19 protein-coding genes are annotated in these 24,923 nt (G+C 31.4%); 8 read left to right on the top strand and 11 right to left on the bottom strand.

The window, feature by feature from the left end; all coding sequences use genetic code 11:
• Positions 1-21 precede the first annotated feature (21 nt).
• The 3 genes from CHB80_RS22815 to CHB80_RS22805 all read left to right on the top strand — a co-directional run bounded on the left by CHB80_RS22815 (position 22) and on the right by CHB80_RS22805 (position 3,937).
• The gene (locus tag CHB80_RS22815) at positions 22-1,413 is read left to right on the top strand and encodes a peptide MFS transporter (protein ID WP_089373840.1); all 1,392 of its coding nucleotides are present in this window, start codon (positions 22-24) and stop codon (positions 1,411-1,413) included.
• Positions 1,414-1,424: 11 nt separating this feature from the next.
• Positions 1,425-3,182: a peptide MFS transporter gene (locus tag CHB80_RS22810; RefSeq protein ID WP_089373839.1), complete on the top strand. Its 1,758-nt coding sequence runs from the start codon at positions 1,425-1,427 to the stop codon at positions 3,180-3,182.
• Positions 3,183-3,397: 215 nt separating this feature from the next.
• Positions 3,398-3,937 (top strand): thioredoxin family protein, encoded by a 540-nt coding sequence (locus CHB80_RS22805; RefSeq protein ID WP_089373838.1) that lies wholly within the window; start codon positions 3,398-3,400, stop codon positions 3,935-3,937.
• A gap of 5 nt (positions 3,938-3,942) precedes the next feature.
• Here the strand turns inward: CHB80_RS22805 and CHB80_RS22800 are convergent, their stop codons facing one another.
• The 6 genes from CHB80_RS22800 to CHB80_RS22775 all read right to left on the bottom strand — a co-directional run bounded on the left by CHB80_RS22800 (position 3,943) and on the right by CHB80_RS22775 (position 9,553).
• Entirely contained in the window at positions 3,943-5,970 is a 2,028-nt protein-coding gene (locus tag CHB80_RS22800; RefSeq protein ID WP_143337230.1) for a ComEC/Rec2 family competence protein, read from the bottom strand.
• 303 nt (positions 5,971-6,273) lie between these two features.
• The gene (locus tag CHB80_RS22795) at positions 6,274-7,443 is read right to left on the bottom strand and encodes a hypothetical protein (protein ID WP_089373836.1); all 1,170 of its coding nucleotides are present in this window, start codon (positions 7,441-7,443) and stop codon (positions 6,274-6,276) included.
• Positions 7,444-7,648: 205 nt separating this feature from the next.
• A complete protein-coding gene (locus tag CHB80_RS22790) occupies positions 7,649-8,122 on the bottom strand; it encodes a hypothetical protein (RefSeq protein WP_089373835.1) in 474 nt (157 codons plus the stop codon).
• 62 nt (positions 8,123-8,184) lie between these two features.
• Positions 8,185-8,595 carry an RDD family protein gene (locus tag CHB80_RS22785; RefSeq protein WP_089373834.1) on the bottom strand — a complete coding sequence of 137 codons (411 nt, stop codon included), beginning with the start codon at positions 8,593-8,595 and terminating at the stop codon, positions 8,185-8,187.
• A 39-nt stretch (positions 8,596-8,634) separates the two neighbouring features.
• Positions 8,635-8,883 (bottom strand): hypothetical protein, encoded by a 249-nt coding sequence (locus tag CHB80_RS22780; RefSeq protein WP_089373833.1) that lies wholly within the window; start codon positions 8,881-8,883, stop codon positions 8,635-8,637.
• An 85-nt stretch (positions 8,884-8,968) separates the two neighbouring features.
• Positions 8,969-9,553 carry a hypothetical protein gene (locus CHB80_RS22775; protein ID WP_089373832.1) on the bottom strand — a complete coding sequence of 195 codons (585 nt, stop codon included), beginning with the start codon at positions 9,551-9,553 and terminating at the stop codon, positions 8,969-8,971.
• Between the two features lie 536 nt (positions 9,554-10,089).
• Between CHB80_RS22775 and CHB80_RS22770 the strand changes: the two genes are divergently transcribed.
• The 4 genes from CHB80_RS22770 (at position 10,090) to CHB80_RS22755 (ending at position 15,488) form a co-directional block, all read left to right on the top strand.
• Complete coding sequence (locus CHB80_RS22770; protein ID WP_089373831.1) at positions 10,090-11,772, top strand: helix-turn-helix domain-containing protein; 1,683 nt, start codon at positions 10,090-10,092, stop codon at positions 11,770-11,772.
• A gap of 112 nt (positions 11,773-11,884) precedes the next feature.
• Positions 11,885-12,070 (top strand): hypothetical protein, encoded by a 186-nt coding sequence (locus CHB80_RS22765; protein WP_089373830.1) that lies wholly within the window; start codon positions 11,885-11,887, stop codon positions 12,068-12,070.
• Positions 12,071-12,144: 74 nt separating this feature from the next.
• On the top strand, positions 12,145-13,764 hold the full coding sequence (locus CHB80_RS22760) for a S8 family serine peptidase (RefSeq protein WP_089373829.1): 1,620 nt from the start codon (positions 12,145-12,147) through the stop codon (positions 13,762-13,764).
• A gap of 80 nt (positions 13,765-13,844) precedes the next feature.
• The gene (locus tag CHB80_RS22755; protein WP_089373828.1) at positions 13,845-15,488 is read left to right on the top strand and encodes a S8 family serine peptidase; all 1,644 of its coding nucleotides are present in this window, start codon (positions 13,845-13,847) and stop codon (positions 15,486-15,488) included.
• Between the two features lie 63 nt (positions 15,489-15,551).
• On the opposite strand, the gene CHB80_RS22750 is transcribed toward CHB80_RS22755, so the two are convergent.
• The 4 genes from CHB80_RS22750 to CHB80_RS22735 all read right to left on the bottom strand — a co-directional run bounded on the left by CHB80_RS22750 (position 15,552) and on the right by CHB80_RS22735 (position 21,769).
• The gene (locus CHB80_RS22750; RefSeq protein ID WP_089373827.1) at positions 15,552-16,466 is read right to left on the bottom strand and encodes an OmpA family protein; all 915 of its coding nucleotides are present in this window, start codon (positions 16,464-16,466) and stop codon (positions 15,552-15,554) included.
• Between the two features lie 7 nt (positions 16,467-16,473).
• Positions 16,474-18,816 (bottom strand): hypothetical protein, encoded by a 2,343-nt coding sequence (locus tag CHB80_RS22745; protein ID WP_089373826.1) that lies wholly within the window; start codon positions 18,814-18,816, stop codon positions 16,474-16,476.
• Between the two features lie 194 nt (positions 18,817-19,010).
• Positions 19,011-20,459: a hypothetical protein gene (locus CHB80_RS22740; protein ID WP_089373825.1), complete on the bottom strand. Its 1,449-nt coding sequence runs from the start codon at positions 20,457-20,459 to the stop codon at positions 19,011-19,013.
• The gene (locus CHB80_RS22735; protein ID WP_089373824.1) at positions 20,456-21,769 is read right to left on the bottom strand and encodes a hypothetical protein; all 1,314 of its coding nucleotides are present in this window, start codon (positions 21,767-21,769) and stop codon (positions 20,456-20,458) included. Before CHB80_RS22735 ends, CHB80_RS22740 begins: the two co-directional genes overlap by 4 nt.
• A gap of 125 nt (positions 21,770-21,894) precedes the next feature.
• Here CHB80_RS22735 and CHB80_RS22730 point away from each other — a divergent pair, with 125 nt between their 5' ends.
• The gene (locus CHB80_RS22730; protein ID WP_089373823.1) at positions 21,895-24,369 is read left to right on the top strand and encodes an Hsp70 family protein; all 2,475 of its coding nucleotides are present in this window, start codon (positions 21,895-21,897) and stop codon (positions 24,367-24,369) included.
• Positions 24,370-24,374: 5 nt separating this feature from the next.
• On the opposite strand, the gene CHB80_RS22725 is transcribed toward CHB80_RS22730, so the two are convergent.
• On the bottom strand, positions 24,375-24,848 hold the full coding sequence (locus tag CHB80_RS22725) for a C40 family peptidase (protein ID WP_089373822.1): 474 nt from the start codon (positions 24,846-24,848) through the stop codon (positions 24,375-24,377).
• Positions 24,849-24,923: the final 75 nt, after the last annotated feature.

The raw sequence follows: 24,923 nt of genomic DNA, 5'->3' as shown, positions 1-24,923 counted from the left end.
TATTAATTAATATTAAAATTTATGTCTTCAATTACTAAAGAAGCTCACGAGAAGGAATTATTTGGACATCCAGTAGGGCTTTATGTTTTATTTTTTACAGAGATGTGGGAACGATTCTCATATTATGGGATGAGAGCAATATTAGTACTTTATTTAGTAGCAGAAGCTTCTGCAGAAAATGCTGGTTTAGGGTGGTCTAATGGTGATGCTTTATCCTTATATGGAACATATACAATGCTTGTTTATGTGGCTTCAATTCCTGGAGGTGTAATAGCAGATAAATTATTAGGCCAACGAAAATCTGTCTTACTAGGAGGAGTCTTGTTAGTCGCAGGTCATAGTATATTAGCAATCGAACAAATGTGGGCTTTTTATACAGGATTAGGGCTTATTATATCTGGAGTAGGAATGCTTAAACCTAATATTTCGACTATGGTAGGAGGATTATATAAGCAAGGAGATATACGAAGAGATAAAGGATTTACGATTTTTTACATTGGGATTAATGTAGGAGCATTTCTTTCAAGTTTAATTGTAGGATATGTAGGTGAAGTTTATGGATGGCATTATGGCTTCGGATTAGCAGGTATAGGAATGGCTTTAGGGTTAATTCAATATGTTGCAGGTCAAAAACACTTAAAACATGTAGGTAATTATTTAGGTGCTTCTAAAAATGAAGAAGAGAAAGCCGCTATGAAAAAACCATTAACAAAAATAGAAAAAGATCGAATTGTCGTTCTATTTATATCATTTTTATTAGTTATTGTTTTCTGGGGAGCTTTTGAACAAGCAGGTGGTCTTATGAATATTTATGCAAAAGATAATACTAATAGAATGCTTATGGGATTTGAGGTTCCTGCTTCTTGGTTCCAATCTTTAAATGCAATGTTTATTATTTTCTTAGGAACAACAGTGGCTGCATATTGGGCAAGTAGGAAATTGAAAGGAAAAATTTCTACATCATTATTTAAAATGATAATGGGACTTATCATAATGGGTACAGGTTTCTTTTTTATGTCGGCAGCTTCATCTCAGTATGAAAGTACTGGTTCTTCCGCAATGTTTTGGTTAGTTCTTGCGTACCTATTTCATACAGTAGGTGAGCTTTGTATTTCTCCGGTGGCATTGTCTTATATCACCAAATTAGCACCACTTAAATACGGGTCAATTATGATGGGTGTTTATTTTGCTATGACAGGGTTTGGGAATAAACTAGCTGGATTACTAGGAGAAGCTTCAGAAAAATTGGGTGAGTTTACTATTTTCACTGGTATTGCTGGTTTTTGTGTTGTCTTTGGAATTTTAGTTATGGTTTTCAGAAAGAAATTAGAAAGTCTTACGCACGGAGCAGAAGATAATGAGAGAGATTTAAGAAACGAAGAAGCAGAAGGATTTGAACTAGCTGATAATTAAAATAGAATAGTATGTCAACAAATTCTACAGATCAATTTTTTAAAGATAAAGTTTTAGGACATCCATCAGGTTTATTTGTACTCTTTTTTACAGAAATGTGGGAGCGGTTTTCCTATTATGGAATGCGTGCAATTCTTGTTATATTTTTAACAGGGGTGATAACTGGTGATAATCCTGGTTGGGGATGGTCTACATCGGCAGCCTTATCTTTATTAGGAACATATGCTTTATTTGTATACTTAACTCCTCTTGTGGGAGGCTGGCTTGCAGATAATAAAATAGGCTATCGAATGGCTGTTGTTATTGGTGCTCTATTAATGACTTTAGGACATGCATCTATGGCAATAGAGACACCTACGTTTCTATATATAGGAATAGCTCTTTTAATAGTTGGTAATGGTTTTTTTAAACCTAATATGACCTCTATTATTTCTAAAATGTATGAAGGTCATGATGAGAAAAAAGATGGTGCTTACAACATCTTTTACATGGGAGTGAATGCGGGAGCTTTTATTGGAATTATGCTATGCGGTTGGGTTGGTGAGAAAGTAGGATGGAGTTATGGTTTTGGTTTAGCTGGAATTTTTATGTTTCTAGGGATGTTGCAATTTTATTTTGCACAACCACTTTTTGGAAATATAGGAGATAAACCTACTATAGAGTCAAAATCTGCAGAAAGAGAGAAAGTGATTGCAGATGGAGTTAAACTCAATCATTTTAAAATTATTGATATTGTTTTATTAGCTGTCTTCTTGATATCTGCACTCATTTTTATTATAAATGACCCCTTAAGTAAAATAGGAGATATTCAGACACTTAATTTTACTGTTGCGGGTATTGGAGACTCTCTATTTTTTGCATTATTAGCCGCTATTTCATTTATAATAGTATTGATAGTTCGTATACCAAGATACACGCGTATTGAACGTGATAGGATGATTGCTTTCGCCATTTTTTGTTTGTTTACCGTATTCTTTTGGGCTGCATTTGAACAAGCAGCAGGATCATTACCCTTATATACTAGAGATTTTACAAATCGTATATTAGAAGGAGGATCAGCAACAGTGTTTAAGATTGTAGATTTGGTTGTTACCGTTGTACCATTACTTATCATAACATATGTCTTATTAAGTCTGTTTAAGAAAACTTTCAAGAAAATAGGTTTATCAAATATCATTCTAGGATGTAGTTTTGTTATTGTATGGGCGATTGTTATTTTTAAGTTATATACAGAGTTTCAGTCAAATGAAACTGAAGTTCCAGTAACTTGGTTTGCTATTTTGAATTCGTTATTCATTATTATGTTTGCGCCTCTATTTACAAAATGGTGGGATAGTAGATTTAACCCTCCTGCATCTGTAAAATACTTCCTTGGTTTGTTTCTATTAGGATTAGGTTTCGCTTTCTTAGCGTTTGGTGCTAGAGATGTTGAACCAGGAGCAAAAGGAGCAAGTTTGAGTATGGCTTGGCTTGTATTTGCCTATCTTTTTCATACGCTAGGAGAATTATGTTTATCTCCTATGGGGCTTTCTTATTTAAGTAAATTAATACCAGCTAGAATGATAGCATTAATGTTTGGAGTCTATTATTTAGCAGTAGCGATAGGTAATAAACTAGCACATTATGTAGGTGGAGATATAGAGAGTATAACACAAGAGCGAGGCCTTTCGGGATTCTTTTTAATATTTACCGTTATCCCAATAGGTTTAGGTATTATTTCTTTATTACTACACCCATTACTTAAGAAATTAATGCATGGTGTTAAATAATACACATACGATTAAATACTTTAAAAACGTTCCTTATCTTGGAACGTTTTTTGTTTGTAAGGGATAAGACAACAAATAGACATAGAAAAGTAAATAAGGGTACGCTTTCACGAAAGTGAAGTTTATACTGAGGTTATCGAAGTACGAAAGCGTATATAAGAAGTCTTATAACTCCTTAAAACCTGTTGTTGTGAGACATAAACTTTTTAGAATAAATGAAAAAACTACTATACATATGTGCACTCATTTTTGTGAGTTCGCTATCGGCACAAGAAATTAATTGGATAACTTTTGATGAAGCACTAGCAGCTCAAGCAAAGAATCCTAAGAAAATTATTGTAGATGCCTACACTACTTGGTGTGGCCCTTGTAAATTATTAGATAAAAATACCTTTGGAAATAAAGAAGTAGCCGATTTTATCAATGAGCATTACTATGCTGTAAAATTTAATGCTGAAGGTACAGAAGAGATCCATTATTTGGAAAACACCTATACCAACCCAAGGCATGATCCAAATCGCAGAGGCCGAAATAGCCAGCATGAGTTTGCACAGGCAATGAAAATAAGAGTCTATCCTAGTATTGTATTTTTTGATGAGACAGGAGCATTTATTCAACCGATTGAAGGTTACAAAACTCCACGTCAATTGGAGATATATCTAAAGATGATTGCCAATGATGATTATAAGGACTTGACTACTCAAGAAAAATGGCAAACCTACCAAGAGGAATTTAAATACACATTTAGCAAGTAGTAGGTTTATTCTTTTAGTATAAAATATCCCTTTTCATACGTACTATGAAAAGGGATGTTTCGTTTATGGCAGGTGGCTTTCCAACGTATGATATCACTACGGTAATTAGAACCATCGGCAATGATGGTCACATGAGGGTATACGTTAATGAGACGTTCTAGATGAATATCTGGAGACTGACGTAATAAGATATAATCTGGATGTAGCTTTTTAATTTTGTAAACCCCAATACTATCAATAAGAAGTAATTTTTTTTGGTTAAAATGGTAGTAATCCTGAATAGGTTCTATATGAAAAGTATCTAACCCTAAAGCATTCTGATAATCCACAATACGATTATCTGTATTGAAATTTTTATGAATGATGTTCGTATAAACGACTAAAGAGTCTGACGAATATAGACCAATAAGTGTTTCTTTATTTTTATGGAATATTGTCATATGAGAAGTTTCTTTTTCTGTTTTTTGATAGATATGCATGACAAGAGAGAATGAGAGAATTGAAAAGAAAAGTAATAATCGTTTATATTGATATCTTTTTAGAACATAAATAAGAGATGCAAGTAATAGATACATCAATATCATATAGGTAAAGGATAATGATATGTGGTCAATAACAAATGCTTCTTTAGATGCAACCCATGCAATAAAACCATTGAGAAGGTCTATTATTTTCCCATATGCTATTGCTAAATTATCGGGTAGTAAAGAGAAATAACTGAGACCTATAACGAGTATTCCAAGAGATAATATAATTCCTAGAAAAGGAAGTACGACACTATTTGATACTAAAAACAATCCTGGGAATTGGTGGAAATAAAGTATACTTAATGGTAATACTCCTACTTGAGCGGCTACAGATACGGTAATGATTCCCCATATTTTTTTGATAATATAATAACGTGGTTGATAAAAATTATATAACCAGGGTTGTATCCATAAAATAGCAATGACGGCTAAATAACTTAATTGAAACCCTACTTGATAGATTAAGGAAGGGTCTATTATTAATAAAATGAATGCCGAAAATACTAATGCATCATTAATCCTGCGCTTTCCTCCTAAGCAACTTCCCAATTCTAAAAAGCTGAACATGGTCACTGCTCTTAAAACAGAAGGAGATAGCCCTGTGATAAATGCGAAACACCACAGTAAACTAATACTAATCCCTGATCGTACCCAACGGAGTTTTCTACCTGAAATCACCCTTGTGACAAAACGGAGTAATAATAATATAATACCCACGTGTAAACCTGAGACTGCTAGAATATGCATCATTCCTGCATTTGCGTATTGATTGCTCAAATGAGCGTCAATATCTTGCCGTTTCCCTAATAATAATGCTTGAATGACGGTTAATTGTTCTTGAGTAAAAGGCTGATTTCTTAATTTTCTGATGACGCTTTCGCGAAAGCGTATAGCGAATGTATAGAAGTTTTTTGAAGTATAATTTACTTCTAGTAGTTCATCTTTCTGAATAAAAAACTGTCCATAGATATGTTTCTTTTTTAAGTAAGCACCATAATCAAATTGATATGGATTCTTTATGCTTGGAAGATCTTTTAAAGGAGTTCGTGTATAATACCAACTACCAATCTTAAGAGGTTTTTGAGTACTATCTTTTTGAATGGATAGAAGTACTTTGCCTGTGATTTTGGTACTATCCTGCTTATGTAACTGTATAATATATTTATCTTGATATTGACTTGGTTTTAATTGTTCATGAATAGAAAAAAGATATGTGTGATGAATATTATAGTTATGATGTGTGTAATGAAGTTTATTGTTTAATGGATCTTTAAGCGATCTATTTCCTATACCTAAAATTAAAAAGAACAGAAGTACGACGATTCCAAAGGGTGGTGACCATTTTTTATTTTTATTGGTTAACGCATGAAAGACATTTGCAATACCGTATAAAGTAACTATAAGTATGGCACACCAAAATATGGAAAGATTACTATAGGGATATAAGATACTGCCTACCATAAAGAATATAGTAGCTTTCGCTAGAAGTGTATTGTATGATTTCAATGAATGTTTATAAGAAGAAAGAAAATGGGACTGATAGATATTTATATTCTTTAGTATTTAGAAATGCTGCTTTCAAAACGATAACCTAAGGCATAGGAGGACTGGCGCATAGGGAGAACCGATGCCTTAGTGCGCATGTTATCGTTTATGAGAAGCAGCTCCCCTAACTAACACATAAGAGGGAGAAGAGAATACCATATTCTAGGTGTATGCGCACTTTAAGAATAAGATGTAATATCCCTTCTCCTTTGTTGTAAAGAAGTTGTAAGTATAGGACTTAGTGCCTATTAGGATTTATATTTTTTAGTCATACTCATTCAGTCCATAGAGAACCTCTTTCATTTTACTTCCATTAATCTCTACGGGTTTGTATGCGGTATTGAATTTTTCTATAGCCACTGCAATACTTTCTTTAAGCTTTTTATATTCTACAGGTATTTGACTAGCACACTGTGTTTCGTTTTCGTAACTGTTTAACATAATTCCAAACTTCTCATAAAACTTTGCTCCTTGATCTATAAAAGCATTGTATTGTGTGATAAATTGTAACAATCTATCTATAGGAAACTCTAGATTGATTTGCATTTTATGTGCTTTGTAGCGCTTGCTATCGTCTGCCAAAGCTGTATTAAGTGCTTCTAGATAGGTGTCTAAATGGTCTCGCACATTATCCCAATCATCCGAATTACGACATTCTTTTAAGGAGATTCTATACTTTATAGGTTTTGTGAAATCAATAAAAAGTTGTTGGAGTTCACCCATAATATTTTCATTGCTTTTTTGAAGAAAAACTGTTTCAAAATAGATGGTGTTTAAATCATTATGCATTCGTAGTGTAAAATCTAATATGCACTCCACATCCTTTAAGCTTTCTTCTTTTTGAGTTCTAGAAGTGGCTTCATTATTGAATAATGAGATAAATGAATGTGCTACAGAGGCATAAATATTATTCCCCAGAATATTGGTTAAGTTAAACCCTTTCTTCTTATCTGCTTTAACACCTATGGTTTCCTTAATATTTTTAAATTCAGGATAATTGTTGGGATTTGCTATTTTATTTATTTCGCGAAAGGTACTCACAGAAGCAAAATGATGATCTAAGGCAAGTGTTTTTTCATAGAGTATTTTAATAATTTGGAGTCCTTTGATATATCTGATTTTACTTAGGTCAGAAAGTTCGCTTAACTCAAGGCGTTCTCTCTCTTCTTTCAGTTGATCCTTTTCTAATAACCAATATAGTTTTTGATCAGTAGTGATACTCTCTTTGATTCCTTGGGTTGCTTCTGATAGTGCTACGGAAATCAACGTATACTTTTCTTGATACTGCGCTTTGGTATTTTCTAGTTCTATATATAGTTGTTCTATATGTGCTTCTATAGAAATTTCATTGATGTTTCCAGCGTCATTTATTGCATGGGAAATATGAATCCCGCATAGCGATAAGATAATGGTGATGTATATAATAAGTTTCATGTTTTTTTAATTTTTTCCTTATTCCTGTTTCTCCCAGAAGAAGAAAAGCTTTAGGGTATTCGTTTTTCCGTCATTCCGAATTTATTTCGGAATCTTATTTACGTTATTAATTCTCTATTTTTTTGTGATGCTGAAACAAGTTCAGCATGACGTTATTTGTTTTGCCCTCATTCCCGTTTCTCCCAGAGGGAGAAAGGCTATTTTGTCATTCATCTTTTGAGTTTACATTGGTGTCTGCTCGTACGATGGTGATGTCTATATAGTTGTCTGTAATAACAGTTGGGTAGGTCTTTGCTTCTAGAGCAGTAAGCTGTTTAGATTTTGTCTTTGATGTAAGGGCAATAATATCTTCGGGTAATGGCAAAGCTTCTTCCATGATAAACTGTAAAGAGCTTTTATTTTCTGATGTGATAGGTGTTCCTAAAATTTGATCGAGTTCTTCTTGTGAAAGTTGGTCTCTATAGACACGTAAAATCGTTGCGCCCTCTTTGATTGTGATAAAAGAGATGTTGTTATTAACAACTGTTGTTTTATTATCTGAAACTGGAGGTGATTCAATCGTGCAGATGCCTCCTGTTCGTAAACAGCCTGTATATTTCCCAAAAGTAGCTTTGTGCTCTTGAGATAAGGCAATAGTTGATGTGCACACTAGGAGTAGTGTGGTGAATATTGGTTTCATAAAATGATTTTGAAATTCCTCTTATATTGAATTATAAGAATAATTTGATCGTAAAGATTCCTTTAATCGGCTATAACGGTTGTTTTTGTAAAATGATCTTGTAACGTAAAACGGTTATTAAACAAATACAATAGAATAGCGATAGGCAAAATGAGTATGCTCACTATTTTAAGAACAGTTCTAGTCATTAAATTAATAATAGATGGTTTTCTATTATCGGGAAAAATAACTTGATTTCTAAAAAGTATTTTACCTAACGTTTTACCCTGATTTAAAAAGTCAAATACAAAAAAATAGATAAGATAAAATACTATTGAAAAACCATAGGTGGTTTTTATACTCACTCCTATAAATAGATACTCTTTAGGCTGAAATATATTGGATAGTATAGATTGTAATGCACTTGTGATGATACTTACAATAATCATGTCTATAATAAATGCTAAGATTCTTTTTGTTTGTATTTGACTCATAATAAAATTTGTTTGTTAAACTACTTTTTGGATATACGATTATTTAAAAAAGAAAGCTCCTATTATCATTGAAATTACTAAAAAAGCCAAAAGGATATACTTAGCATTACCTCCAGTAACTATATCTTTCTTTATAAGAAAAATATAATTGATTACAGATATAACTACAATCCCTATTAGAATAGATAACTTATACGTATTATTCAAGTTACTTTGATAGATTAAGAAATAATAAATTGCTAATAGTACAAAAGGTACTATTTTTAAAGGGTTTCGATTATTTTTCATATACTTATAAGTTGTCTGTGCTTGCAATAATTAAAATCAATATGTTTTATTTTTTTGATTTTAATTATTGCAAACGTAATTTTCATTATTGATTTGCACAAGTTTCTGCCTCAGCATTACAATTATCAGATGCTGCAGCTTGACCAATTGTCACAGCAGCATGGCATATTACACCTGCAATAACTGTTATATCTAGAGTTGCACAGCCTAAATGTGCTACTACAGCACCTGCTGCAGCTTGCGCTAGACAGTTTCTTCTTATTCTTTCGCAAGCACTCATTCTTTGAGCAACACTAGTTTTATTAATAACTTTTTCACTTATTTTTTTTAATTCGGTCTTATCCATGTTAACCAAATCATATTTCTTTTGTAAAGATTTAATCTGGGTATTATAGTTTTTGATATAATCCAAATATGCATTGCCATTCTCAAAACCAAAGCTTTTAGATAGAAAATCTAACTCGGATTTACTTAAATTATCTTTCTTGACCAGATTTTTTACTTGTTCAGAAAACTTAGCTCTCTGTAAAATTGAAATACTATTTTCTAGCAATTGAGAAAATTGTGTATCTGATTCTAAATTTGTAGTGTTGATTTGAGCATTACTTTTCATGCTAATCAGGAAAAAGGATAAAATTGTAAAAGTCAATAATGTTTTAATATTTTTCATACTACTAAAATTTTACTGTTATTTTAAATACTACCTACTCATTCGCTTTTCGGTAACCGCGGCTTGGTTTTGAGTGAGAGCATCCCACATTTGGTAAACCACTACCTGTTTTGTAAAACTTTAGTATATTTGTTTTATAAACAGGCATTAGCTTGTTTTTCTGACAAACGATGAGAGCTTCTACCTAGTAGAGGCTTTCTCTTTTAGAAAGCTGATCTGTAGTTTTTTAACAAAATTTAACAGATTTTACTTACTTCTGTGTATATTGCTATCCTATCATATAAAATTGCTATTACTTTTTAATTAAGTTGTTTTTTTAAAACCCAATCTGATCTATTACGCACCAAACGAAAATTTTTAAATGTCACACATTGGGTTTGTTAATTTCAACAATTCAAAAGTGTGAAGTTTTTGGAGGGTTTACAAATGGAGTAGGTCTTGATTTATCAATTAGGGGCTTATTTTTATAAATTAAATGACTTTAAATATTTAGTTTTAAGCGAACGAACGAACACCCGAATACACAGATTGTTGTAATGCTTTTAAAAATAAAACTCTTCTTATTTATTTGTTTATTGTTTACTTCGGTAGATATACATTCTCAATTTAAAAATAGCACTCAAGAAATAAGATCCTTTAGAAATATCAAAACAGATTATAAGAATCATTTCCAGGATTCATCTACAGCAATAAAGTTTGCAGATGAATATTTGCAAAAAGCAATTGTTTTAAAAGACTCGTTAAGAATAGCTAATGGTTATAGATTAAAAATAAATCTAGACCCAGAAGGTTCGAAAACATTAAACTTCTATGATTCTATAATTAAGATAACAAAAGATCTGAAGAATGAAAAGTTTCCTACTCTAGCTTTTTTTGAAAGAGGAAATTATAATTTCAAGAAACGTAAGTTTCGAAAAGCCTTAGACGATTATTTAGATGCATTAGGGTATAATAATAGCCCTAATAAAGATAATATGTCATTTTTGCTTAATCAAAATATATCAATTCTAAAATTGAGAATCGATGAAAATAAAGATGCATTAAATTTAATAAGAGAATGTTATGATTACAGTCTTAATAAAAACTATAATGAGATAAGTAAGGAAACTCATTTAGGTGTTTTGTTTAATTTATCTGAAGCTTATAGGAAAAATAATTATTTAGATTCTGCAAAGACAAAAATTAAAATGGGTAAAAAACAATCTAAAAATATTAAAAATGAATTATTTTATAATTTATTTTTAACATTAGAAGGAATAGTAAATACTCAAGATGGGAATTATAGTGAAGGTGCAAATAAATTAATTTTAACTCAAGAGTTTCTTTCTAAAAAAGGTTTGATAGATGAATTAGCTGTTAATTCATATTATTTAGGTATGGCATATCTTGGTTTAGATTTAGAAGAGAAAGCAGTTTCTTATTATAAAGTTGTTGATAGCATTTATGGAGTAACAAATTTCATACAACCAGAAACAACAGAAAGCTACTCTTATTTAATAGATTGGAGTCGGAAAAATAAGAATTTAGATAAACAATTATATTACATAAATAGATTAATGGAAATAGACAGTAGTACTTTCTTAGACTACAAGCATTTTAATGAAAAATTAAATACAGAATTTGACATCCCTTTACTCCTTAATTCTAAACAATTATTAATAGAAGATTTAAAAAAAATAAAACGGACATCATATTATTTCAATATATTCCTGACAGGACTTACTCTTTTTTTGATATTTATAGTTTTTTTTCAATTTTACAGAAGGAGAATTTTTATGAAGCGCTATGAGGAAATAATAAAAAAGGATAATAAAGTAAATAATAAGAGTGATAAAAAGAAGATTCTTAAAGATGTTTCTTCTGAAATAGAAAGCAAAATTTTAAATAGAATAAAAAAATTTGAAGAAAATGAAGAGTATACTGATAGTACTATAACACTTTCAACTTTATCAAAAAAACTGAAAACTAATAGTACATATCTTTCAGCTATCATTAATAATAATATGGATTGTAATTTTTCATCTTATTTAAAAAATATTAGAATTGAATATGCTTTTCAAAAAATAAAAACAGATCGTCGCTTTAGAGAATATACCATTAAAGCAATTGCACTTGAGTCAGGTTTTAAAAGTGGAGAATCTTTTTCTAAGGAATTTTATAAGACACATGGTATATATCCTTCTTTCTTTATTAAACAAATAAAAAAAGAACTTAAATAATTATTATACTAGTCTTATTTTATAAATCAAGACTAGTAGTTGTGTCCTACCATTATTTAGATTTTAAAGAATTCGTGTATAATTGTCTCAATGAATTTTAAAACTATTAAAAATGAAAAAAAGAAGAAAAAAATTATTTTTTGAAAAATTTGAGATTGCAAGCCTTAATAATATATCGAAAAAATATATAATAGGAGGAAATGATGGTACAAATGTAACATGGACTGTGGCTACTAACTCTTCTGATTTATGTGATCCAGATGATCCAGACGGAAATGATCCTGAAGGTAATAATTAAAAAGTTTAAATTTACAAATTCTCTCTCCATTTGCTTGAGAGAGAATTTGTTATAATTAATTATTAAATTATAGAATGAAATATTTTTTGTCTACTCTAGTTTTTATTGGATTAATTTTAGCGAAGTTTTTATCTGTTGATTTTTCTAAAAAAGAAAATTTAAATCAAGAAATTAAGATTCCTTGGTATTATTTCGATGTTAATGATGATTCTATACCAGGAATTAGTCTTAAGAAAGCTAAAAACTATGTTCAAAATAAAAACAGTAATAATGTCATTATTGCTATTATAGACACAGAAATAGACATTGAAAATGATCAGCTAAAAAAACATATTTGGTATAATTCTAGTGAGATTTTGGGTAATAATATTGACGATGATAATAATGGCTATATAGATGATATTCATGGGTGGAACTTTTTAGGTAATATTCATTCTGAGAATTTATCTAAGGTTAATTATGAATATGTGAGAATAGTTAGGTTTTATGATGAAAAATTTAAAGGAAAAGATGAGCGGGATATTTCTGCAGATGAAATAAATAATTTTAAGATTTATAAAAATTCATTAAATAAATTGAACTTAGAGTTAAAGCGTTCTAAAAGATTATCTACTAATACTTCTAACATAATAAAAAAATATACTAGAGCTCTTGTTTCGTTAGATTCTCTGTCAAATTTATCAGAAACTGAATTAACAGAAAAAAGATTAGATTGTTTGAAAAATATATATCCTTCTCTTTTAAAAAAAATAGAGCTTGTTTCTAGATGGAAAAAAAGAGGTAGAAACTTAAAGAGCTTTAATGAATTTAAAAAATTACAAGAAGATAATATTAATATATATTTAAATGTAAATTATGATGATAGATACCCTCTCAAAGATAATCCTGATGATATTTTAGATACAAAATATGGAAACAATCATATGCTTGATAATATAGATCAATTTTATCATGGAACTCAAGTAGCTGGAGTAGTAAGTGAGGTGATTAATGAAAATGAAAATATAAAGATAATGTCACTTTGTATTGCAGTAAACGGAGATGAACAAGATAAAGATATAGCATTAGCTATTCGTTATGCGGTTGATAATGGAGCAAAAGTAATTAATTATAGTTCAGGGAAATACTATTCTTTACATCAGGAATGGGTAAAAGAAGCTTTATTATATGCATTTGAAAAAGATGTTGTAGTTGTTTTCGCAGCGGGCAATTCTAATTTAAATATAGATTTAAAAAACTTTGAAGTTTATCCTAAAGATTATAATGATAAAGGTATAGAGTTTGTAAATAATGTGTTGAGAATTAGTTCTTCTAGTAACAATTTGAATGGAGGTCTAATATCTGCATTTAGTAATTATGGAAAACAAAACATAGACATATTTGCCCCAGGAGATTCTATACAAACATTACTTCCTTATAATAAAACTAAATGGGATCGAGGGACTTCTTTATCTAGTCCACTGGTATCAGGAGTAGCAGCTCTTATCCGTTCGTACTATCCATCTCTTACAGCATCAGAAGTGAAACAAATTCTTATGGATTCATCTGTAAAATATGATATTTTAGTAGATGTCCCTACAAGAGAAAATCCAGATCAACAATTGCCATTTAGTGAACTCTCAAAATCTGGTGGTATTGTGAATGCCTATAATGCTATGCTTATGGCGGAAGAATATGTGAAGAATAAAAAGTGAAGCTGCCTAATTAAAATTATATGCTTTTAGTACTCAGGTTTGAGGAGAGCTAAGATTAACAATTTGAACAATAGTTTTATATGAAAATAGGTGTAATTCTTGTGTTTTTTTTAATTGTAAGTTCTTCCCAAGCACAGCAGAAAAAATCTATTATAACATGGGATAAGATTAAAAAAGAAATATCCCTATTAGAGCAGCGAGAAAAAAAATGGTATCATCAAGATATTATTAAAGATTCAGTCCCTGGGACAAGCCTTTTTAGAACTTATGACGAATTATTAAAGCATAAAAAAAGTGAAGAAGTAATCGTCGCAGTATTAGACATGAGTGTGGATATCCATCATAAATACCTCAAATCCAATATTTGGATAAACCCCAATGAAATAGCAAATAATAATATAGATGATGATGGTAACGGATATGTAGATGATTTGAATGGGTGGAATTTTTTAGGAAATCAGAGAGGTGAAAATCTAACCTATGAACAATTTGAATTTGTACGAATTATTAAGATGTTAGATAATAGTAAAACTCCTCTTACAAAGGCCGATAGTTTATTATTAACAAAAGTAAAAACAGTATATAAATCTTATTTGAAGGAAGCCAATGATAACTTGATAAATACTAATATGGTAATTGAGAGTAGGACTAATGCAGAGATATTTTTAAAAAATATTTTTGGTAATCGAGAGTATACGATCAAAGATATAGACAGTTTAAAAAAATCATTTCCTAATGATACATTGTTACAAACGCATGCCCGTAGAATGAGTAATTTCATAACATATGGTTTTACTCCTGAAAGGAATGAAGAAAGAAAGAATGATATACTAAATTCTATAAAATTTATGCTTAATAAAGATTATCCAGAGAGAATAATTATTGGAGATTTTGAACAGACTAAACTTTATAGTAATTATGGAAATAATAATGTAGATACTCATTTTTCTTTTTTAAGTCACGGAACGTTAACTTCAGGGTTTTTAACTACAAAATATATAGACAAAGACAGTGTTAATATTTTTAAAAATATTAAGATAATGCCTTTGAGAGTTTCTGCTTATGGGAGCGAACATGATAAAGATATAGCTCTTGCTATACGTTATGCTGTTGATCATGGAGCAAGAGTAATTAATATGAGCTTTGGAAAACGGTTTTCAATGAATAAGGAATGGGTAGATGATGCAATTAAATATGCTGAGAATAAAGATGTTCTAATAGTTAAATCTGCAGGTAACGATCAATTTAATACAGATATACTTGAAAATACAAAATACCCTAATGATTATAACAATGGTATAGAATTTAGTGATAATTATATTACCGTTGGAGGAACATCATATGGTCTTAATGAAAAGCTTCTATATAATAGATCTAATTACGGAAAAGAAACAGTAGATATTTTTGCTCCAGGATATGGACTTATTGGATTGCGTCCTAATGATAATGTAGCAACAAATTTAAAAGGAACATCATTCTCTGCTTCAATAGTATCAGGAGTAGCAGCCCTTATTCGTTCGTACTATCCATCTCTTACGGCTGCAGAAGTAAAGCAAATTCTTATGGATTCATCTGTAAAATATGATATTCTAGTAGATGTCCCTACTAAAGAGAATCCAGATCAACAATTGCCATTTAGTGAACTCTCAAAATCTGGTGGTATTGTAAATGCCTATAATGCGATGCTTATGGCTGAAGAATATATAAGAAAAAAGAAGAAGTAATGGTAGAGTCGATAGCTTGCTTTAGGGTATTATATATAATAGATTAGATGTTTTATTTATTACTCAATAAGTGAGATACACTTGTACAACACTTTTTAATTCATATAATTTCCTTTCTGTTTCTTGATCTAAGTTTTCAACTATAAGAGGATGAATGTCAACCTCTCCAAGGCCTTTCGAAGTTACTCTGTGTGGAGATAAACCATTACTTATCAAGTAATCTCTTACAACATTCGCTCTTCTAGCTGATAATTGCTGATTATACGCTGCCCCTCCTTTGACATAAGAATATCCATTCACTTCTAAGTTAAAGTTCCTCTTATTAGCATTTAAAAATTTTAAAATTAGTAAAAGTTGTTCAGCTTGCTCTTGTCGTAAATTAGACCTATCATAATCAAAATAAATGGATTGTACATGAATTGCATTTTCTTTATTAAGGCCTTTAAGATAGGTAAGTTGATCATTTATAATTTCTATAGTTCTCTTCTTTTGAGAAATAATGCTTTTTTCTCTGATTTTTAACGTAGCATTATAATCTTTAATAGCATCAATTAATTTCAGATTGTTAGCTTCATGATATTCAATTTCTTCTTTTTGTTTTTCAATTTGAGATAATATGCTATTATTTCTTTTTTGAAGACTATCGATACTTTTTTCAGCAATTTGAATACTATCATTTAAAATAGAATTCATTTTTTTGTTTTCAGCGTTCTCTTTTTCTTTTTCAGCAATCTTTAATTGGCTTTTAATGATATCTTTTTTATAGGTGGGCTCAATAACATTATTGAAAACACCCAATATGGCTATCCCACCTACTAATCCAGCAATAATAGTTTTTACAAAACTTGATTTTTTATAAAACGGCCTTTCTAATTGTTCTCTATCAAACTCGATCTTTCTTGTTTCCGCTTTTGATTGTTCTATCTCAGCGATTAACTTTTCAAGTTCTGCTTGTTTTATTTTATTTTCATAATCCATGGTACCCTTAATTAGATAGTATGTTGTCTAATTTTTTGATTATATCTTGGTTTTTTAGGCGTTCTTCTAAAGAAAGAATAGCAAAGTCTGATAAATATCTTCCCAAAGGTAAAATAGGGGTGATGGTATCATTTTTAATATAAATATCTGTTTTCTTAGATGTAACTAAATATTCTTTTTCATAGGTTTTAATAAGTTCGTTAGGATGTGCAAAAGTGGCGCTGAGTATGGTATTTATAGGGGCTTGTAATTGCGAACTATACTTGATCGTATCCTTTTCCTTCTCTTTTTTCTTTTCCTTCTCCTTCATCTTTTTCTCGTCATGAGAATCCTCTTCTTTGTCTTCATGTGGATTATTTGCGATAATTAAAACCCTAACATCAAACCTATCTTTATATTCAGGATAATGAGTGCTTACTACTTTTTTAAAGGTATTGACGAGAATATGGGTTGAATAGGAACCTATATTGTCATAATAACCAGCATCAGCAAATTGCCCGATGTTAGTCACTCTCCCTGCCGGGCTTACATATGGAAACCGGGCGTTCAATAACATTGCTGTAGAGATCTTTATAGAGGTGTTGTCGTAATTTTTATTATCACTATAGGCATCTTTATAATCGGCAAGAAAATCTTTAGTGATGTCTGGAACAAATTTTCTATCATCAATAATAACATTACTAATCGTAGAATGATTTCCACTTTGTAAATGTGTAGTGTTTACCAATAATAGGGGGGGCGTGATTCCTAATTTCTTTTTATTAGTTGATAATGATAAAAAACTACTACTCAAGAGTAATTTATTTGTAGTTTTATTTTCATGAAACACTTCTTCATAGGTAGTTTCCCATTCATTTTCTAAAATCTTTGCGCGATCATCTCTCAAAGAGATACCAGAAAGACTTGATAGCATGTCTCTTCCTAAAAAAGAAGCGACAGAGGAGGATAAAAAATTCTTCTGATAGAAATCACTGGCTTTATAAGTGAATTGTTTATCATTTGAAATAAAATTAATGGTGTCTTTATTTAAAAGATTTTGATAGGCAGTTGTATAAAAAATGCTATTACCTACATTACCACCAGAAGCTCCTGTTAAAGATAAGAGGTGTTTTTCAAAATAATCTTTATCCTTTTCATATAAATAACTGTTCACTAATAATGACCATAAGCCTGCTCTTGAACCCCCTCCCTCGGCAGCTACAAAGATGACAGGGAATTTCTTAATGGAATCTGTATACTGTATGCGATCTTCAATCCATGAAGCCATATATTTTTCAAGTTGAGGTCGGTTTTTAAGATTGTAATTTGCTTGATCATATGCGACATTGCTTACCTCATAATGCTTAAAATTATCATTGCTGGCAATAATTCCTGACCAAATAAAAATGAATATTGTAAGGAGCGTAACGAGGGGTGTTTTTATTACTTTTCCTAAATATCTAATTAACGTAAGGATGCTAAAAATACCAATAAAAGAAATTAGGACAATACTTAATGGATTAAAGCCATGTGATAATTTTGGGCTAATTAGAAAAGTAATATAGGCTATAAAAGCAATCATTGTGCATAATGCAATAGCATATCCCCCCACTTTTTCTTTAAACAATAGGATAGGTTTTGAGTAAGAAACGGAGACTACAAAAAAGAATAATGCAAATAATAATAAAGCTACAAAAAGCATAACAACATCTCCATCTGAATCTCCTTTATTGAAAAAGCCAAACCCCATGATAACGACGAGGCATATGATTGCGATTGTTATGGGAGCATAGTTAGCCCATTTTTTGTCTTTAAATAAACCGGTAAACCATCGGGTAAAATGTAAATTAAGCGTTAATACTAAAAGAATACTTAAAATGATAAATAGGTACTTATAAAAACTATTTTTTGTGTCATCTCCTGATACACTAAAGCCAATATTATTAACAGAAAAAGCAGTTAATAAAATAAGGAATGTGCCTAACACTTTTGGTAATACTCTTCTGATATATAATTTTTGATCCTCCCTTTCTTTACTTCTATAGGTCTCAATACTTTCGTTTTTAATGATAGCATTCTCAATGTCATCTCTAGGTAGTAAAGAATTAGAATTACCATAGAAATAATCATTGACATTGCTTATTAAAAAAGCTAAAACGGCTAGTGATGAAAAAAATAAAATCATTTCCCCAAGATGATTTTTAGTAGGTTGATTAAGAACTAATAATAAATCTCTTGTTTGAGGGAAAAACCATAATAAGATTAATAGTAAAAATATAATAACTATAGAAATCATGTGATTACTAGATTCTCTTATGATATACGTTATCCACTGCCCTAAATCTTCAATGAACTTAGATAGTTTACCCATGACTTTGAATTTTTATGTTTATGATAAAATAATTATAATAAATATATTGATTTTCAGTAAACTAGATTGTTGTTGTTTGTAACCGAATTAATGTAAGGTAGATTAAGGATGTACTAATGTAATAAATATGAGAAAGTGTTCATTACGGGAAACCATAATACAGCATTGAAAACGTTTCATCAATCCAAAAACAGCTATAGAGGTGGAAATATAAAAGGAAGTCTTTGTGTTTTTTGAATACTATCTCGATCAAATACGATAATACTTCCAGTTCCATCAAAAAGTAAACGATCTAAAGTGTCACGAATAGTGATGGGAGATCGGCTTCTAAAAATAGTGCGATAGGAAATAGCTTCTCTAGAAAATGAGGGTTGTACTAGAAACCGTTTGGTCGTTCCATTGTTTTTAATATAATCTGTTTCAAATAAAGAAAGACTATCAATAGTTTCCTCACTAGCTTCATCATAACGGGTATTAAATAATGAAAGACTATCCCCAAAATAAAGCCTGTTTACATAAAAAAAGCCCGCATGTCCATCCTCACCCGATGCAATATAAGTAGCTGCTGCACTAGGCGCATTTTCAGTTGTAAACTGATTTTCATTTGAAAAAATAATGAGATCATATGATGAATTGTTGGTAATTGATGGCCCTTGTTCTAATGTCATCTCTTTGGGATAAGATCCAAACTGCTTATCTAATGGAACTCCTCGTTTATAAGGCGGACCTACATATTGATATTCCTTAATGTCAGAGCGATCAAAATCGGTGAGATATGCTGGAAATTTATCCGAACGCCTATGGTTTGCAGGATACTCTTTGGAGGTCATTTTTACAGGAGGTTCTATCAAAACATACTTTACAAATAGGAAAGCAAATAAAGTGAGACTAAGAAGAAACATAAAAACACAACCGCAACCTCGTAAGGTCTCTCTCTTCTTTTCTTTTTCAATAAGGTTATTAGATCGAGTGCCAATAGCATCAAAAAAATCGTCTAATGCACTAAAAAATGCAACAATCCCTGGTTCACCTGCCTTTTTTAGAGAATTGCTTAGGACCATGTTTTGAACGGTCTTTTCTTTTTGAATCAAATGTTGATCTCCCAGAAAAATAAGAATAGGCTTTATGGCTTCCAATTCTTTATACACATTCATCACTCCCCCTTTTACGCGTGTTTCAATAAGCATCAACATATCTGAAGCTTTTGATTTTAATAATAAGGTGATGGTTTCTGGAAGATACCGGTTGAATTTTGCAATGTGAGCTAATCTCGCATATTGATTTTTTGCAGTGGCTTCTCCTATCGCATTTTCAAGTTCTGTGTGTAAAATGTGATCAAAAAAGCGCTGCATATCCATTTTTTGATATGCTTCAAGTTGCATCCTTTCCGATGTATTGAAACGAGGCTTTTCTAAAAAGATAGCTTGTGCTAAATTAGGATTAGCTATCAGAAAATCAAGCCCTGAAGCATGTTCTTGTAATGCTTTTATAAAATTTAATAAGGCCTCCGACCCCGAGGTACTATCCAGTTTGTTTTCCAATCGCAACTCTTTCTCAATGCGATTCATCTCGGTCTCTGTTAGATCGGAAAAGCGTTTGGGATCACGGGTTTTGGAAGTGCGTAAAAAATCGTAAAAATTCATTCAGTAGTGTTATGATCAGAAGAAAGCTCTAAGGTGTCAGTAGCATCTAAATAAAAAGAACCCAGTGAATCACGTACAGTTAATGTTCCTTTAAAATAAAACTCTTTTCTTACCAGTTTTCTTGCGTTTCTGTTTATTTCCATAAATCTAAATTTAAGTGCAAGATTATCGCTGTTTTGCTGAATGATTAGTTTGGGCCTTTTCCCTATATATAATCGTGTCCCTAAAAATGAAGACCATCTTATAGAGTCTCCCGCACGAATATATTTGGAGGTGGGTTTTAAGATAGTCATTGATCGGTTCCAACTTGTTGAGAAAACAATCATATCACTCGTTGTTGTATTTACGATAAAAGCATTTGCCAGTACCGAAGGTATCTTTCCAGATAAAAAATCGTTTCCTAATTTATCCGAATTTGTCTCAGGACGTTTTATATCATAAATAGTGGTGAATTTATCATATCGGAACGTAGCTAATTCTTTAGGGAGATCCCAAGTTGTACTTTCAATTGCTTTTAATTCGGGCTTTTTTACCTTAGAAGACTTGTAGGTTGCCGTAAAAATCCAAATCACGATACCAAAAAAAGCAAACATCAAAACGATAAAACCCATGGCACAATTGCATCCTCTTAGTAATTCCCCTCTTTTCTCACGTTCAAATTCTGTTTTGGGAGTTGTATCAAATAAGGCATCAAAATAATTATTGATCCAGTTTAAAGTACTTCCTCCTGTCTCATCATCTGCAAGTGTTACCTGAATGCCTACCACACGCATTTTTGTCCATCTAGCCTTTAAGGGTTCATCGCCAAGATAAATGACCATAGATTTTAGGTCATGAATATCTTGACTAGCACTTTCTAATCTAGCATCTAGTTTGCTCTGTATATAATCAAGCCTTGCATGAATACGCTTTATGATATCAAGTACAACAGCATCAGGTAAAAACCTATGAAATTTTACGAGCTCAAAAAGCCGTGTAAATTTGTTTGTTTGAAATTCTGAACCTACCGTTTCTAAAAGTTCAGATAAAAGACATGATGTAAAGAATTGCTTTATGTGTGAGTGATCATAATCATACACCTGCATGCGTGCAGATGTATTTAATTTTTTAGGCTTTTTAAAAAGGACATGTGTAATGTTCGGGTTGCCCACTAAAAAATCTAAGCCCGCTGGATGGTTGTGTATCGCTTCAATAAAGTGTAAAAGTACTTCCTTTTCGGGATCTTGAGATAATTTGGATTCTAAACGCAACTGCTTCTCAACACGGTTTGCTTCTGCAGTTGTTAATGCTGTAAATGGCTTATTAGCCATTGATTTTGAAATAGATAAATAATCCTTAAAATCCACTTCACTAATCTAATCAAAATCTTAAAACCATTTCTATTTCAATAGTATAAATCAATGAAAAATTATCTTCCAGATTGTATATTAGCAGTATGAAGTATATTAATGTTGGAATCGATCTTGGCACAACAAATAGCGCTATTGCTACCTATGAAAATGGGAAGGTGATTATTCATAAAAATCCGCTTAATCTAAAAGAGACGTTACCGAGTGCTGTTGCCATGCGTAAAGACAAATATATTGTAGGTGATAAAGCCCTATCATTATTACAAACTCGACCGGGTATAGTTCAGATGAATTTTAAACGATTAATGGGGGCAAATGCAAGGAGTTTACAAAAGCAAATTGACCCTGTACGGTTATCACAAGCAGTAATAGAAGAATTATTACGCTTTCGCGAAAGCGGAACCAGTAGTGCTGTCGTCACGATTCCAGCGTCCTTTGATACGATCCAGAGTAATGCCACCAAAGAAGCTGCTCGTCGAGCAGGTTTAGAAGAAGTAGTGCTATTACAGGAACCTATTGCTGCCTGTCTTGCCTATGCAAATGCCGAAGGCACCGAATTTGCCAAAGAAGATAAATGGCTGGTATATGACTACGGAGGAGGTACTTTTGATGTTGCATTAGTGCAAATGCGTAATGGGATTCTTGACGTCATTGATCACGAAGGTGATAATTATATGGGAGGAAAAGATATAGATCAAGATATTGTACGTGATCTGATTTGTAAGCCCATTGAAAATGAAACTGGGAAAGAAAAGTTATATGAACAATTAATTCATCAAGAAGATGCTGCCGGAATGAGTTCTTTTATTTCTTATGCAGAAGAGGCCAAAAAGATATTATCCCTACAGAATGAATACACCTTTGAGGTATATAGTGAGCAACTGGATATTGATACAGATGTGACCATTACAAAAGCCGAAATTGATCAAATTATGATGATCCATTTTAATCGAAGTTATCATTTAATAGAGAAACTACTCGACAAGAATAATCTATCTTTTGAAGGCATTAATCGTATTGTATTAGTAGGAGGAACAACTTATATCCCATTAATTAGGAAACAACTCAAGGAAAAATCTCAAACTATAGTAGATACCACAATGGACCCTACAACGGCTATTGTATTAGGTGCTGCTTACTATGCAGGATCTGTAGAAACCAAATTAGAAGAAGCAACTCCAGATCAAATAGAAACGGTAAAGAAAAATGAACGTGTCGATTTACAACTCGTTTATGAAACGCAAAGTAATGACGAAGAAGAATTAATCTTAGGGAAGACCGATTCTAAAAAAGCAAAATTCTACCAAATCACTAACGTAGATGGGTTTGACTCTGGATTGAAAGAATTTTCTAATAAGTTTAGTGCGTTTGTACCCTTGGAGAAAAAGATGCAAAATCTATTTAAAGTCCAACTATTTGATAAGAGACAACAGACTATTGGAAGCATACAAGAAGTTAAAATATCACAAGGATTGTATCGTATCAATGGTCAGCCACTTCCAGCAGATATTAGTATCGAACTAGATGGAGATGGTGGAGAAACCTTGCTAGAATCCATTTTTACAAAAAATAAGATTCTACCTTTAAAACGAAGTATCTATAAAAAAGCTTCAAAAAGTATCTTAAAAAATAGTGGTGATAAATTAATCATAAACATATTAGAAGGAGCCTCTGGAAATTCTGCTGCGAGTAATCTTACGATAGGATATATCGAGATTAGAAGTGATAAAATGAGTCAGGATTTGGTGAAAGGATTAGATATTCAACTCGATTTTCAAATCTCAGAATCTCGCGATTTAACTATTAATATTAGTATTCCTTCCATTGGGTATTCGGATTTTCAAGTGTTTAACCCCTCTAAGAATCCAATTAATTACGATAAGATAATTGCTGAGATTCAATCGTATATAAACCGAATTAATCAAGAAAAATACGAGGAAGAAAATACTGATAATAGAGAGTCGGTGATACGAGAATTACATAGTATTCAAAATGAATTAGTCACTTTGTACGGCGTTGCTATAGAAAATCAAAATGATATTCAAACAGATATTCTTTACAGAATAGATGATGATAAACGCACTTTGGTACAACGGTTTGACCGCTTGTTAAATCATCGCAATATACTTGAAGAATTAGAAAATCTCAAGGCCGCAAAAACTCATTATCTTCAGAATGCTGCATTTGCAGATGAGAATCAAAAAGTACAGTTTGAAGACTTCCTTAGCAAAGAGCATGAGCTAATTAATAGTAACAATAAAAACCTTATCAAATCCAAAGCCGCCGAGTTAGAGCAGCTTGCAAATGATGCTTTTAATAATAATCCAAAACGCTATCAGGATATTTTCTTTGCCTTGCTTTTAAAAGTTAGAGGTGATAAAATTAAAGACAAGAAACGTTGGGATGAACTGTCAATGAAAGGAAGAGAAGTTTCAAAAGAGGGTAATTATATAGAATTAAAATATATTGTTTCTGAAATGGCTGCTATATGTGAACTTCCTAAGCGTTCTGCATCCGATTCCGGACCAGAAATAAGTAAAAAATCTTTGGGAATTGAATAGTTGTTTTATATCACTCTTCGTACTTCTACAAATGCACGTTTCCAGTATTTTTCATCTAGAGATGAGGTGAGTACGCCTCTGGAAGTGGTGGAATGGATGAAATAAATCTCTCCTCCTTTTACAGCAGTCACTAAGCCTACGTGGTTGATATTACGGCTGTTTTTATTGGTTCTAAAAAACACCAAATCTCCCGCTTTAGCACTGCTTTTAGAAATTGGTTTCCCCTTTTTTGCCATATCACGAGATACGCGTGGCAAGACAATATTTTCTTTTTGAAACGCAACATATACCAGTCCTGAACAATCCATTCCTTTGGATGTGGTACCTCCAAATTTATACTTAGTTCCACTAAATGCCTGAGCATGTAACACCACACGTTCGGTTTTAGGAATTGTACGGTTTTTGGAGACTGCTTTTTTAGAACCTCCGCAAGAGGTGAGTAAAGCTGCTGTAAAAAGGAAAAGGAATAGTTTTTTCATAAAGTAGGTGTTGTTAAATAATTTGGGTAAAACAAATATAGTTTTTTAAAGAGAATAGAAAAAAGAGTATAGAAT

Origin of the sequence: Dokdonia pacifica (genome assembly GCF_900188275.1) — a bacterium.
Classification (GTDB): Bacteria; Bacteroidota; Bacteroidia; order Flavobacteriales; family Flavobacteriaceae; genus Dokdonia; species Dokdonia pacifica.
The sequence above is the reverse complement of the archived record's forward strand: the minus strand, read 5'-3'. Positions and strand labels throughout refer to the sequence as shown.

What these genes read in the sequence shown, in the direction of transcription:
- CHB80_RS22815 (WP_089373840.1), top strand. Translation starts at nt 22, where the DNA reads ATGTCTTCAATTACTAAAGAAGCTCACGAGAAGGAATTATTTGGACAT.
- CHB80_RS22810 (WP_089373839.1), top strand. Translation starts at nt 1,425, where the DNA reads ATGTCAACAAATTCTACAGATCAATTTTTTAAAGATAAAGTTTTAGGA.
- CHB80_RS22805 (WP_089373838.1), top strand. Translation starts at nt 3,398, where the DNA reads ATGAAAAAACTACTATACATATGTGCACTCATTTTTGTGAGTTCGCTA.
- CHB80_RS22795 (WP_089373836.1), bottom strand. Translation starts at nt 7,443, where the DNA reads ATGAAACTTATTATATACATCACCATTATCTTATCGCTATGCGGGATT.
- CHB80_RS22790 (WP_089373835.1), bottom strand. Translation starts at nt 8,122, where the DNA reads ATGAAACCAATATTCACCACACTACTCCTAGTGTGCACATCAACTATT.
- CHB80_RS22785 (WP_089373834.1), bottom strand. Translation starts at nt 8,595, where the DNA reads ATGAGTCAAATACAAACAAAAAGAATCTTAGCATTTATTATAGACATG.
- CHB80_RS22780 (WP_089373833.1), bottom strand. Translation starts at nt 8,883, where the DNA reads ATGAAAAATAATCGAAACCCTTTAAAAATAGTACCTTTTGTACTATTA.
- CHB80_RS22775 (WP_089373832.1), bottom strand. Translation starts at nt 9,553, where the DNA reads ATGAAAAATATTAAAACATTATTGACTTTTACAATTTTATCCTTTTTC.
- CHB80_RS22770 (WP_089373831.1), top strand. Translation starts at nt 10,090, where the DNA reads ATGCTTTTAAAAATAAAACTCTTCTTATTTATTTGTTTATTGTTTACT.
- CHB80_RS22765 (WP_089373830.1), top strand. Translation starts at nt 11,885, where the DNA reads ATGAAAAAAAGAAGAAAAAAATTATTTTTTGAAAAATTTGAGATTGCA.
- CHB80_RS22760 (WP_089373829.1), top strand. Translation starts at nt 12,145, where the DNA reads ATGAAATATTTTTTGTCTACTCTAGTTTTTATTGGATTAATTTTAGCG.
- CHB80_RS22755 (WP_089373828.1), top strand. Translation starts at nt 13,845, where the DNA reads ATGAAAATAGGTGTAATTCTTGTGTTTTTTTTAATTGTAAGTTCTTCC.
- CHB80_RS22750 (WP_089373827.1), bottom strand. Translation starts at nt 16,466, where the DNA reads ATGGATTATGAAAATAAAATAAAACAAGCAGAACTTGAAAAGTTAATC.
- CHB80_RS22745 (WP_089373826.1), bottom strand. Translation starts at nt 18,816, where the DNA reads ATGGGTAAACTATCTAAGTTCATTGAAGATTTAGGGCAGTGGATAACG.
- CHB80_RS22740 (WP_089373825.1), bottom strand. Translation starts at nt 20,459, where the DNA reads ATGAATTTTTACGATTTTTTACGCACTTCCAAAACCCGTGATCCCAAA.
- CHB80_RS22735 (WP_089373824.1), bottom strand. Translation starts at nt 21,769, where the DNA reads ATGGCTAATAAGCCATTTACAGCATTAACAACTGCAGAAGCAAACCGT.
- CHB80_RS22730 (WP_089373823.1), top strand. Translation starts at nt 21,895, where the DNA reads ATGAAGTATATTAATGTTGGAATCGATCTTGGCACAACAAATAGCGCT.
- CHB80_RS22725 (WP_089373822.1), bottom strand. Translation starts at nt 24,848, where the DNA reads ATGAAAAAACTATTCCTTTTCCTTTTTACAGCAGCTTTACTCACCTCT.